At 69.7% G+C, this 10,960-nt stretch carries 11 protein-coding genes; 5 read left to right on the forward strand and 6 right to left on the reverse strand.

Annotation, left to right across the window (positions count from 1 at the left end; all coding sequences use genetic code 11):
• Positions 1 to 761: 761 nt before the first annotated feature.
• Together OG898_RS35115 and OG898_RS35120 are read left to right on the forward strand one after the other, a co-directional pair.
• Positions 762 to 1,364: a hypothetical protein gene (locus OG898_RS35115; protein WP_266962779.1), complete on the forward strand. Its 603-nt coding sequence runs from the start codon at positions 762 to 764 to the stop codon at positions 1,362 to 1,364.
• 760 nt (positions 1,365 to 2,124) lie between these two features.
• Positions 2,125 to 2,961 carry a pentapeptide repeat-containing protein gene (locus OG898_RS35120; RefSeq protein WP_266962781.1) on the forward strand — a complete coding sequence of 279 codons (837 nt, stop codon included), beginning with the start codon at positions 2,125 to 2,127 and terminating at the stop codon, positions 2,959 to 2,961.
• Positions 2,962 to 3,420: 459 nt separating this feature from the next.
• Here OG898_RS35120 and OG898_RS36445 read toward each other — a convergent pair whose 3' ends face one another.
• Together OG898_RS36445 and OG898_RS35125 are read right to left on the reverse strand one after the other, a co-directional pair.
• Positions 3,421 to 3,726 (reverse strand): DUF6463 family protein, encoded by a 306-nt coding sequence (locus OG898_RS36445; protein ID WP_353963686.1) that lies wholly within the window; start codon positions 3,724 to 3,726, stop codon positions 3,421 to 3,423.
• A complete protein-coding gene (locus OG898_RS35125; protein WP_250745269.1) occupies positions 3,621 to 3,854 on the reverse strand; it encodes a hypothetical protein in 234 nt (77 codons plus the stop codon). The genes OG898_RS36445 and OG898_RS35125 overlap by 106 nt, the downstream gene beginning before the upstream one ends.
• 64 nt (positions 3,855 to 3,918) lie before the next feature.
• Here OG898_RS35125 and OG898_RS35130 point away from each other — a divergent pair, with 64 nt between their 5' ends.
• Positions 3,919 to 4,461 carry a TetR/AcrR family transcriptional regulator gene (locus OG898_RS35130; RefSeq protein ID WP_250745270.1) on the forward strand — a complete coding sequence of 181 codons (543 nt, stop codon included), beginning with the start codon at positions 3,919 to 3,921 and terminating at the stop codon, positions 4,459 to 4,461.
• Positions 4,462 to 4,478: 17 nt separating this feature from the next.
• On the opposite strand, the gene OG898_RS35135 is transcribed toward OG898_RS35130, so the two are convergent.
• Positions 4,479 to 4,874 (reverse strand): hypothetical protein, encoded by a 396-nt coding sequence (locus OG898_RS35135; protein ID WP_266962782.1) that lies wholly within the window; start codon positions 4,872 to 4,874, stop codon positions 4,479 to 4,481.
• An 84-nt stretch (positions 4,875 to 4,958) separates the two neighbouring features.
• On the reverse strand, positions 4,959 to 6,167 hold the full coding sequence (locus tag OG898_RS35140) for an NAD(P)/FAD-dependent oxidoreductase (protein WP_266962783.1): 1,209 nt from the start codon (positions 6,165 to 6,167) through the stop codon (positions 4,959 to 4,961).
• A gap of 482 nt (positions 6,168 to 6,649) precedes the next feature.
• On the opposite strand from OG898_RS35140, the gene OG898_RS35145 reads away from it, so the two are divergent.
• Positions 6,650 to 7,099: a DUF2871 domain-containing protein gene (locus OG898_RS35145; RefSeq protein ID WP_266962785.1), complete on the forward strand. Its 450-nt coding sequence runs from the start codon at positions 6,650 to 6,652 to the stop codon at positions 7,097 to 7,099.
• A gap of 8 nt (positions 7,100 to 7,107) precedes the next feature.
• Here the strand turns inward: OG898_RS35145 and OG898_RS35150 are convergent, their stop codons facing one another.
• On the reverse strand, positions 7,108 to 7,698 hold the full coding sequence (locus OG898_RS35150) for a TetR/AcrR family transcriptional regulator (RefSeq protein ID WP_250745274.1): 591 nt from the start codon (positions 7,696 to 7,698) through the stop codon (positions 7,108 to 7,110).
• 127 nt (positions 7,699 to 7,825) lie between these two features.
• On the opposite strand from OG898_RS35150, the gene OG898_RS35155 reads away from it, so the two are divergent.
• Positions 7,826 to 9,538 carry a condensation domain-containing protein gene (locus OG898_RS35155; protein ID WP_266962787.1) on the forward strand — a complete coding sequence of 571 codons (1,713 nt, stop codon included), beginning with the start codon at positions 7,826 to 7,828 and terminating at the stop codon, positions 9,536 to 9,538.
• 114 nt (positions 9,539 to 9,652) lie between these two features.
• Here OG898_RS35155 and OG898_RS35160 read toward each other — a convergent pair whose 3' ends face one another.
• Positions 9,653 to 10,825 carry a glycosyltransferase gene (locus OG898_RS35160; RefSeq protein ID WP_266962789.1) on the reverse strand — a complete coding sequence of 391 codons (1,173 nt, stop codon included), beginning with the start codon at positions 10,823 to 10,825 and terminating at the stop codon, positions 9,653 to 9,655.
• Between the last annotated feature and the right edge of the window lie 135 nt (positions 10,826 to 10,960).

Genomic DNA, 10,960 nt, shown 5'->3' on the forward strand with positions numbered 1-10,960 from the left:
TACCTGAGCGCTGCGCGCTCAGGACTGAACGGCCTCGCTGCGCTCGGCCGGGGCCCTCGGCCTGGCTCTCCGCTTTGCTCCGAGCCATTGCCGGCCTCCGGCGGGGGGTCCTGCGCTTCGCTCCGAACCGGCTCTGGCTCCGCTGCGCTCCACCAGAGCGGGGCCTCGCCTTCGGCGAGGGGCTCCTCCGCTTCGCTGCGGAGCAAGGCTGCTACGCAGCCCAAGGCTGGCCCTTCGGGCCGATGTATCCTCCGCTTCGCTCCGGATACCCAAGCGCTATGCGCTTGGGAGGGGAGTCCGGGCGCTTTTACCCAAGCGCTGCGCGCTTCGAACTGGATCCCCCTCGCTGCGCTCGGCGGGGCTGCTTCGCAGCCCGGGGCCAGACCTTCGACCGGAGCTCTCCGCTTCGCTTCGAGCTGGGTTGCGCCGGCCCTTCGGGCCGGAAGTTCTGCGCTTCGCTCCGGACTGGGCTCTGGTTTCGCTGCGCTCCACCAGAGCAGGGCCTGCTACGCCGGCCCCAGAGCTCCCGTGCTCCGCACGGGAGGTGACTCTGTTTCACGGGGTCCGGGCCCCGGCCCGTTGGCCGGGTCCGCTCCACTCACCCACCCCAGGCCTGCTCCGCAGGCCAAGCTGGCAGCAAGGGCTACCCGCGCCGGGGAAGACGATTAACACCTACCTTCCCCTCGCCGCCTCTGGCGTTGAACAGGCAGCGGTCACCGACCGGTGGACCAAGCGTATGATCTTTCCGATCTTGGAGAGACATGCGCCGTGAAAGATTTACCCCCTTCGACTTCGGGCTGAGCTGGCTGGCGGGGTTCTTCCACCAGGACTGGACCCACGCCGGGAGCGTCGAAGACGTCTTCCTCGAGGCCGTGGGGACAGGCAGAACCGCCGCAACCGTGGAGCACGATGCCGACCTGCTGATCGGCTCGACACTGAGCAACGAGCAAATCGAACTGCTATGGCTGGCCATGACGGAGCGGCATTGCTACTGGTTCACACCGCCCGAGACCGGGCGGGACCTGCTGCACCGCTTCCGGACGGTCAGCCGGGATTGGCAGCAGCAACACGGCACTTCCTGCCTCGAGAGCGACCCGGAATGGGAAACCCCAGAGCTGCGCGGCCGGGTACTGCGGGCCATCAAAACGGCTCCCCTCCCCGCAAAACTACAAGAGGTACTCGCCGTCTGCGCGGGAACGGTTTCGGCAGAGCTTGCGTTCCGGCTGCTGCTACGCGTGTACCTCACTGGTTCCATCCCGGTGGCTCCGGCGATCTGGACGGAATACCAGGAAATCAACACCGCATTCGCCCTCGGCGAGTACGTGATCGAGGCAATCGAGTTCCTCGTCGAGGATCCGGACTAGGCCCTGCCTAGGAGGGGATACCGCCTCGCTATGCTCGGCCGAGGCGCCTTCGGCGCCTGGCTCTCCGCTTCGCTTCGAGCCATGGCCGGCCCTTCGCTTCGCTGCGGACCGCTTCGGGTCCGCTGCGCTCCCCCGAAGCTGACCCCGTTTCACGGGGTCCGGGCCTACGGCCCGATGGGGTGTCCGCCCCGCTCCCTCCCCGGCCCTTCCGGCTCCGCCTCCAGGACCAGGGACCGCTCTGCGGTCCGGCCAGCAGCAGGAGGGTGCCGAGTATCGTTCGGCCTGACGGCTTGCGGGACACCCCCCGTTTCACGGGTCCCGGCTGAAGGCCCGTTGGGCGGGTCTGCCGCGCTCCCCCACACAGTCCTTCCGGCTTCTTCGCCTCCAGGACCGGCCCGCCAGCAGTAGAGCTGCGTAGGGCACCAGAAACCCCACCACCCGTTCAGCCCTGTGTGCACCCCCTGCTGGGCTGCCTTAACGCGCGCTGCTGACCTCACCCGGATCAAATGGCCACATGGCTTCGACGGGGACACCCCGGGCGGCGGCTCGTAGCAACCAGCTGCAGCGCATCGCACGACGCAAAGGGCAGCGATCACAGGAACGAGTGCGCGCTCCACTTGGATCCCGGCAACGCGGACAGCGTCATCGAGCAGCCGAACGCCTTCAGGGCGTCTCTGGCACATCACGCGTCAGCGCCGCACCGCGCGACCGTACGAACTTGTGGACACGGCTGGAGCGATCCGTCACTCTCCTGGCCGCATTGAGCGCGGTCGCCGTTGCCGGCTTCACCTGGACATCGATCACACAGGTCAACAACGAGCAGGCCATTACCCGCGAAGGACAGATCACCGATCGCTATACCGCCGCCGTGGAAAACCTCGGCAACAAAAACTCCGAAAACGTGCGACTCGGCGGCATCTACGCACTCCAACGAATCATGCAGGACTCACCGCGTGACCAGCCAACCGTGACCAACGTACTCGCCTCCTTCATCCGCAGCCAAAGCACAAAACCAAAGCCGAAAAGTAACGAAACAGCCAGCGACATCACCGCAGCAGCCAAAGTTCTCGCCTCCCGAAACATCCGCCACGACGTCACAGAACTCGGAAACTTGCCGCCTGGCTACACACTTGAAACCTTCCTGTGGGAGGCACAGCGGAGAGTGGACCTGGAGGGCGCCGACCTCCACGGCATCAGCCTGGAGCGCGCACAGTTGGCCTACGCCAACCTGCGCGGCGCCAACCTGAGCGAGACGTGGTTGCCTATTGCGGACCTGAGCCGCGCCATTCTGCAAAATGCGAACCTGACCAGTGCGGCCCTGAGCCGCGCGGACCTGAGCAACGCCAGCCTGCACGGCGCCAACCTAAAAAATGCGATCCTGAGCGAAGTAGACTTCACCTGCGCCAACCTCTCCGGCGCAGACCTCCAGTACGCCAGGCCCGGTGACCCATACCAGTGGGGTGCTATCACCCGTGAACAGGTCCTGTCTGCAAAAATCAGCCCAGAAACGAAACTCCCCACAGAACTCGCAACAGATCCTGCTATGCAGAAACACATGAAGTCACGCCTCGACCAAAGCACCTGCCCCAAAGAATAGGCAACACCGCGACAAGGTCCATGACCCGACAAAATCGGCGCGAGGAAGCCCACAACCACAACCTGATCCCCGATCCCCGATCCCCGATCCCCGATCCCCGATCCCCGATCCCCGATCCCCGATCCCCGATCCCCGATCCCCGACCACCATCCCCCAGGCCCACTCCACGCTTCGGATGACTCATTCGTAGCTCTGGATAGACATGGGAAGCCAGCCGCACCACCACCCCAGCGAAGCGCACTTCCGTTGTTGTCGCGGATCAGCGAAGCTGCGCAGTACTCAACCAACCTGCACAACGACATCCGGACCAAGAAAACTCGCAGGTCACACCGATAGCAGTCCCCCCGCCGCTGCGCAGATCCAGTGAGCCAACCCACCACAAAACCCGTGCACCCAAACTGCACAACCCAAGGTCAGAGGCATGACCATTGCGCAGCTTCACCGACCGGCGACAGATTGCTATGTGGTGCCTGGTTCGGGGCTGCTTTGGTGGTGGGGCGCGAGGATCAGGAGTGCGGCCGGGATCAGGCCCAGGGGGAAGCCGGATGGTTCCAGGATCCAGGCGGCCAGTGCTACCCAGGCTGCCAGGACCCAGCCTGTGTAGCGGGGGACCTCCTGGTTGGTGCGGGCCATGTGGGAGAGGAGCAGGCCCAGGAGGATCAGGGGTACTGCGAAGCCGCCGGGAGTGCCCAGAACAGGCGCAACGACTCGACGTGGGTGGCGGGGTCGGCGCCGTGCAGGTCGCCCGACAGCCAGCCGGCCCATTCCGGTTGCGCCTTGACGGCGAAGAGCGCGGTGTGGAGGACGCCGATGGACACCGTGGTGCGGCCTGCCCAGAGGGTCAGGGTGCGGGCGCGGGGAGAGGTTTCGATACGGCTAGTTCCGATACTCATAGTTTCGTGTGATGGGGTAATGCAGTCTCCGAAGCACCCCATCGGGCGACCGCGCGAGAACCGCGTGGACGCCGCAATCCGCGCAGCCGTGCGCGAGTTGGTGCCGCGTGTCGGGTACGCCGGCCTGACCATGGATGCCATCGCCGCCGAGGCAGGCATCGGCAAGGCGGCCATCTACCGGCGCCACACCTCGCGTGGCGAGCTCGTCTTCTCCGTCCTCGTTCACGGGAGGAAGACACGTTCCTTGCCCGATACCGGAACACTCGCCGGCGACCTCACCGCGCTCGCGGACCTGATCCTGGGGATCTTCACCGACCCGGTGACCGCTGCAGCAACCCCCGGGCTGCTGGCCGACCTGCAGCAGCAGCCCGACATCGCCGCGCGGTTCCAGGAGAGATTTGTCGCCGAGGAACGTGCACTGATCAGCGCGCTGTTGGAACGCGCTCGTCAGCGAGGCGAACTGGCTGCCGCGGCAGACCCCGTATTGGTGCACGCCGCCGTGCTCGGCACCGCGTACGCCTGGTTGTTCCTTCTGGCGCAGCCGCCCACCCCTGCCCTCGCGTCGCGCATCGCCGCGCTGGGCGAAGCCGCCGCCCGAGGGCATTGACCTCGGCATCGTGGGGCTCAGAGTGGCGGGAGGCCGGTCTCGTAGCCCTCGACCTCGTAGGTCCTGCACATCCTTGATGTGCGGTCCCGGACGGGTCCTCGCAGGAACGGGACGGCGTTGGCGAGATAGCCCTCGGCGTCGAGGAGGGACTCCAGGACCGTGAAGTAGACCGTGCCGCCGGGGTCGTCGCCGAGGGTCGCGTACGCCACCTCGACCACGTCGAAGCAACGCCTCAGGAGGTCCTCGTCCAGGGGGTCCGCCAGTAGTGCCGGCTGCAGGACCTGCCGGGTGAGGGTATCGAGCAGGTTGCCCCAGAGGTCGAAGTAGGTGTCGGCCACCGGCAGGGTGCCGCCCGGAGGGAGGCCGTACCGCTCTTCGAGGAACGGTCTCGTCTCCGGGACCTTTTCGGCCATCAGCCCCAGGATCTCGTCCCCGATCACAACAGCACGTCCCGCCTTTCTTCGTCGTCGGACCGCAGCAAGCATGAGCAGTGTCCCCTAGGCGGCCTGGTTGGCGGGGGTCGGGGGCTGGGCGGGGGCGGCCTGCAGGCGCCGGCGGCGGGCGGTGTCTCCCGACCGGTGCAGGCTGTACGAGCCGGGCTCGGCGGCTTCGTCGGCGAGGTGCTTGGGGATGACCTTGCAGACGGTCTCCTTGAGCTTCGCGCCCAGGGCGCCGTTGATGTTGAACCAGACCGCGGCGTCCAGGCGGTTGGCGAACTGGAAGATGCCGCCGTTTCGGCCCAGGCTGATGCACTGGGCGGCGAACGGCTGGTTGAGGGTCTCCGGCTGGGTGTCGGCAATGCGGGCCAGGACCGTGTCGGCGGCGCGTGCGCCCATCGGCATCGCGGCCTGGCAGCTCATGCGGAGGGGCAGGCCCGACGGGGCCGCCGAGTCGCCGGCCGCGACGATGTGGGCGTCGTCGACGCTGGTCAGGGTCTCGTCCGTGAGGAGGCGGCCCAGCGCGTCGGTGGTCAGGCCGCTGCGGACGGCCAGGTCCGGCACGGCGAAGCCGACGGTCCAGATGGTGAGCGGGGTGGGGAGTTCGCGGCCGTCGGCGAGGTGGACGGCGTCCTGGGTCACCGCCGTCACCTTGGTGCCGGGGCCGTCGATGACGGTGACGCCGAGGCGGGCCAGCCGGGCGGCGACCGTGCGGCGGCCCCGGGCGTGGAGGTACGGGCCCAGGACGCCGCCGCAGACCAGGGTCACCGCCCGGCCCTGCTCGGCCAGTTCGGCGGCGGTCTCGATGCCCGTCGGGCCGGCCCCGACCACCGTCACCGCGGCCGTCGGGGGGACGGCGTCCAGGGCCGGGCGCAGCCGCTGGGCGTCTTCCAGGGTGGCGATCGGGTAGGCGTACCGGGCCGCTCCGGGCACGGTCGGGTCGGCGGCGGCGCTGCCCACCGCGTAGACCAGGTAGTCGTAGGCGAGTGTGGCGCCCGAGGCCAGGGCCAGGGTGCGGGCACCCGCGTCGATGTGCTCCACCGTGTCGACGGTCAGGCGGACGCCTTCGGCCAGGACGTCCCGGTAGGCGATGACCGCCGCGTCCGAACCGCCGACCAGCTGGTGCAGCCGGACCCGGTGGACGAAGTCCGCCCGCGGATTGACCAGGGTCACCGTCACGTCGCCGCGCTGGGTCAGGCGGTTCGCGGCCATGACGCCCGCGTATCCGCCGCCGATGACGACCACTTCGGTGTTCTCGTACGCGTTCATCGTGTGTCTCCGTCGCCTCGAAGGGGGTTCTGGGCACAAGACACCGGTGACCCGGCCCGTGTGACAGGCCTGCTGGTGTGACCTGCGTCACGCTGAGGCCGTTGCGTCGCGGCTGCCTGTTTCCCGCCACCGCTGGGGAAGAATTCGCCAGACCGTGGAGGCCGGGTCCCGGGTGGTCCTGTGGGGGGACGGGGGCGCCCTGGGGTGCGTACGTGCTCAGAGCGGCTGTTGTGGAGCTGTGCCGGGGGTGTGCCCGTGGTGGTGTTTCGTCGCAGGTCAGTGCGTGGGTTTCGGGTACGGCGACTGCAGCCTTCGTGGTGCTGCGGCGGAGGGCCGTGATGGCGGGTGGGGCTACAGGGGCTGTGGAATCCCGCTCGAAGCCGGCTTGAGCGATGCCTTTGGTTCCGCCGAACAGGCTAAGCGAGGTGCTTCAATGGCCACCGTCAGGGGCGCTATTGGATCAGCAGGGAGCGGGCACGGGGATGCGGAAGTCGTACGTCGCGGCGCACATTTACATGATTGTCGGCGTGATCTCCGGGTTGTACTACCGCGAGATGACCAAGATCAACGAGTTCGAGGGCGAGACCCAGCTCTCGGTGCTCCACACGCACTTGCTCGCGCTGGGCATGCTGGTCTTCCTCATAGTCCTCGGCCTCGACAAGGTGTTCGGACTGTCCGGGAACAAGCAGTTCACTTATTTCTTCTGGTTCTACAACGCCGGTCTTTCCATCACCTGCCTCAGCATGCTCTACCGGGGCACCCAGACGGTGCTCGGGAATGAGGTTCCCGAACTCTTCTCCCTGGTCGGAGGGTTGGGGCACATCATTTTGACCGTGGGACTCGTTCTGCTGTTCATCCTGCTCGGGAAGCGGGTCAAGGAGCACGAGGGTGTGCGGAGCGAGCAGCCCGAGTCGGTGAACAGTTCGGTCTGACGGCCGTCCTACGGTGTGCGGGCCGCCGGGCCGGTCAGGATGTCGGTCAGGGCGGCCAGGCGCTCGCGGGTGAGGTCCGGGCGCAGGCGGCGGCCCCAGGTGAGGGTGGCCAGGCCGTGCCAGGCGCTCCACAGGACCTCGGCCACGAGGTCGGGGTCGCGGTCGGCCGCCACGGGTTCCACGGCCTGCCTGATCTCGGCGAAAGCCGTGAGCAGGGGTTGCGGTGTGCCGGCTTCCGAGTGCTCCAGGCCCACGTCGAGCGTGAGCATGGCCTCGTAGAGGACCGGGCCGCGGGCGGCGAAGTCGGCGTAGGCGCGCGCGACCGCGTCCAGGGCCGCGTGCGGGTCGTCCGAGGAGAGCCGGGCCGCGTGGAGTGCCGCGGTCAGCTCGGTGAAGCCTTCGAGCGCCACCGCGTTGACGATGGCGTCCTTGTTCTTGAAGTGCTGGTAGAGCACGGGCTGGCTGTACTCGATGCGCTCGGCCAGCCGCCGCGTGGTGACGAAGTCCCAGCCCTCCGCCTCGGCCATCTCGCGCGCCGTGGTGAGGATCAACTGGCGGCGCTGGGCCTGCTCTCGGACGCGGCGCTCTCGGAGGGTCATGCCGACTACGGTAGCACTGTCGGTGAAATTCTAGTTGTCAGTGATAGGGTTTCTGTCTTTGGGTGGGGTTCTTTTCGGCCGGGGTCCACAGGCGTCGTCTAGTGGACTTCTAGGTGCGGTCGGCAGCATGCGGGGCAAGACCGCCCACGGAGAGGCCACCCCCATGCAGACCCCGACTCCCCTGGAGCAGCTGCTCGACTTGGCGGCGGACCTGCTGGGCCACGACCGGCGGACCCTGCCGGCCAGGGCCGCGGGTTCGCCCTTCATGACCCTCGGCGGTGGGCTCGGCCAGGCCATGCGGCTGCAGGCCCTGGCCGGCGAACGGCTGGAACTCTCGCTGGACATACCCCAGCTGCTGGGCCCGGTTCCGCTTTCGGACGTACTCGCGCGGGCCGTTGCCGTTCCACGGGGTGCTGTTGTTCCACGGGGTGCCGCCGTACCGCGCGGGGCCGCGCCCGAGGCGGCGGGATCCGGGCCGCGCGAGCTGCTGCCCGGGCAGTTGGCGGCCCTCACCGCGCAGCAGTACACCGGCGCCGCCGCGGTGCACCGCATGCTCAGCGCCGAGCTCACCGGGCCGCTCGACCTGGGGGCGCTGCGTGCGGCCCTGGACGCCTTGGGTGCACGCCACGAGGGGCTGCGGACCACGTTCGGGCCCTCGCCGCGAGGCCCCGTACGCCGTGTTCTCGACGCGTACGCGCTGCCGCTCGTCGTCATGGCGAAGGTGGCCGCCGGTGTGGGCGAGGACCTGGTGGCCGCGGCGCACGCGCGGCTGGTCGTGGACGTGGAGCAGTTGGTCGGGCATCCGGAGCGGCCGCCGCTCGCCTTCGCCCTGACCCGGCTGGCGGCGGACCGGCACCTGCTGACCTTCCTGTACCACGAGGCCGCGGTGGACTGCTGGTCCGTCTCGCTGGTCTGGCGGGAGCTGCTCGCCGACTACGGCCGCGCCGTGGGGAGCCGGCCGCTCGACCGGAGCGGCCGCTGTGGTTCCGAGGCGGTCGCGCGGCGGGCCGAGGGGCTCGACCGGTCCGGTGCGCTGCGCGCGCTGGCGGCCCGGCGGATCAAGCGGCTGCGCGATTTCCCCGCCGTCGTGGACCTGACCGGACCGGACCGGCGGCCGGCGGTGTTCGACTTCCGCGGCGACCGGGTGCTGTTCGGCCTCGGCCCGGCCCTGCGCGAGGCGGTCGATGCGACGGCCGCGCGGGCCGGGGTACCGCACGCGGTCGTCCTGCTCTCGGCGTGGGCGCTGACCGCGGGCCGGCGCTCCGGACACGAACGGCTGCTGGTGGGCACCGAGATGCCGCGGCGCCCCACGGCCGAGCTGATGGGCACGGTCGCGCCGTGCTCGGCGACGGTGCCGGTGTGCTGCGAGCTGGAGGGCGGGGTCGACTACTTCCTGCGGGGCGTCGCCTGCGAGTTCGGCGAGGCGCTCGGTTACGCGGACCTCGACACGGCGGCGCTGGCGCGCGAGCTGGGCGTGCACGGGGACCGGTCCCGGCCCTCGCTGACGCAGGTGGCCTTCGCGGCCTGCGACGAACTGCTCCCCGAGACCCTGGAGGCGGGGCCGCTCACCTCGCGCTTCCACCACGGCCACCTGGGCGGCACCACCGCGGACGCCACGCTGAGGGTGCTGCGGTGGGGAGGGGATCCGCTGCTGAGCCTGGAGTTCGCCTCCGGCGTGTTCAGCCGGGCCGAGGCGGCGGAGCTGGCGGACGAACTGCGGGGCTGCGTGGAGGCGCTGACGGGCGCGGATCCGCAGGAGCCCGTGGAGGATCTGCCGGCCGTCGCCGGTGGTGCGGCCGTGGCCGGTCGCGCCCCGGCTTCGCCGATACCGCTGGGCTGACGGGCCACGTCACATCCGGTGCGCGCGTGACCGGGGGATGATCCGTGCGCACCGGATGCCGTGGGCCCGGACGACGGGGGATGGACGTCCGGGAGTTCGGTGTCGCCGACGGCGTCAGGCGGCGAAGCCGGGCAGGCGGGTGGCGACCTCCTCCGGGGACGGCATCGCGGCGATCTCCGCCGCGACCTTGCGGGCCGCGTCCCGGTAGCTCTCGTCGGCCAGGATGCGGCGGGCGTTCTCCGTCACGGCGTCGGCCGAGAGGTCGACGACGACCTCGCCGGCTCCGACGGCGTGCAGCGCCTGGCCGTTGGCCGGGCCGTCCGCGCCCTGCGGGAGGATCAGCTGGGGCAGTCCGGCCGCGAGCGTGGCCAGGGTCGTGCCGCTGCCGCCGTGCTGGACCACCAGCGACGCACGCGCCAGCACCTCGGACTGCGGCACCCACGGCGCGGCGATCACGTGGGCGGGCAGGTCGCCCAGCTCGGCGCGCTGGATCCGGAACCCGGTGGCCACCAGGACCGGCAGGCCCAGCGGGCTCAGCCCGTCGATCGCGGTGCGCAGGTTGTCGGCGGAGCCCAGCGCGGTGCCCAGCGTGAGGTACACGAACGGGTCGCCGGAGGCGCCCAGTCCGCCCGGGATCTCGCCCTGCTCGACATACGGGACGGGGCGCAGCTCGACGCGCGGCCAGCCGGACTCGAGGACGCTGCGGTCCTGGATGGAGGGCGGGGAGATGTCGATGAGGGTGTTGCCCAGGGTGCTCGCGCGGTCGGCCGGAACGTCGACGCCGAGGTCGGCCGCGGTGGCGAGGATCTCCCGGCGGAGCCGGTCGGCCTCGTGGTCCTGCGAGATCGGGCCCACGCCGTGCGCGACGGCGGGGATGCCGGCGAGCCGTGCGGCGAAGCCGGCGCCCGGGTTGAGCACCTCGTGGACCACCAGGTCGGGGCGGTAGGTGGCGAAGGCCGTGGCCAGGTCGGCGGCGACCCAGCGGGGCAGGACGGAGCCGAACACCTTGATGTGCAGGTCCGCGAGGACCGACGCCGGTACGTCCTGAGCTCCCACCTCGCCACCGTGCTGCTCGAGGAAGGCTTGACCGCCCGCTGCTTCGATGAACGCCTCGGGCACGGACCGGCCCGCCGTCACCGGCTCGAACCCCGCCTCACGGAGGGTCTGGTGGAACTGCTCACCCGTGGCGAACGCGACCTGGTGGCCGGCTGCCCGTGCGGCCCTCGCCAAGGGAAGCAAGGGGAAGATGTGCCCGAAATTGCCCACGCTGGCAAAGAGGATTCTCATGAGGCCTCAGCGTAGGGTCGCCGTCGTTTCGTGTCTAGTGTTGCTAGGAAAATTATCGCTGGCCGATTTTCTTTCGAGGCTCGCTCCAGTGGCGGCCGATCGCGCGCCCCCATCCTCGCGATGCGGCCGCCTGCC

The organism is Streptomyces sp. NBC_00193, from assembly GCF_026342735.1.
In the GTDB taxonomy this organism is placed as follows: Bacteria; Actinomycetota; Actinomycetes; order Streptomycetales; family Streptomycetaceae; genus Streptomyces; species Streptomyces stoeckheimensis.

What these genes read in the sequence shown, in the direction of transcription:
- OG898_RS35115 (WP_266962779.1), top strand. Translation starts at nt 762, where the DNA reads ATGCGCCGTGAAAGATTTACCCCCTTCGACTTCGGGCTGAGCTGGCTG.
- OG898_RS36445 (WP_353963686.1), bottom strand. Translation starts at nt 3,726, where the DNA reads ATGGGCCGGCTGGCTGTCGGGCGACCTGCACGGCGCCGACCCCGCCAC.
- OG898_RS35125 (WP_250745269.1), bottom strand. Translation starts at nt 3,854, where the DNA reads ATGAGTATCGGAACTAGCCGTATCGAAACCTCTCCCCGCGCCCGCACC.
- OG898_RS35135 (WP_266962782.1), bottom strand. Translation starts at nt 4,874, where the DNA reads ATGGCCGAAAAGGTCCCGGAGACGAGACCGTTCCTCGAAGAGCGGTAC.
- OG898_RS35140 (WP_266962783.1), bottom strand. Translation starts at nt 6,167, where the DNA reads ATGAACGCGTACGAGAACACCGAAGTGGTCGTCATCGGCGGCGGATAC.
- OG898_RS35145 (WP_266962785.1), top strand. Translation starts at nt 6,650, where the DNA reads ATGCGGAAGTCGTACGTCGCGGCGCACATTTACATGATTGTCGGCGTG.
- OG898_RS35150 (WP_250745274.1), bottom strand. Translation starts at nt 7,698, where the DNA reads ATGACCCTCCGAGAGCGCCGCGTCCGAGAGCAGGCCCAGCGCCGCCAG.
- OG898_RS35155 (WP_266962787.1), top strand. Translation starts at nt 7,826, where the DNA reads ATGCGGGGCAAGACCGCCCACGGAGAGGCCACCCCCATGCAGACCCCG.
- OG898_RS35160 (WP_266962789.1), bottom strand. Translation starts at nt 10,825, where the DNA reads ATGAGAATCCTCTTTGCCAGCGTGGGCAATTTCGGGCACATCTTCCCC.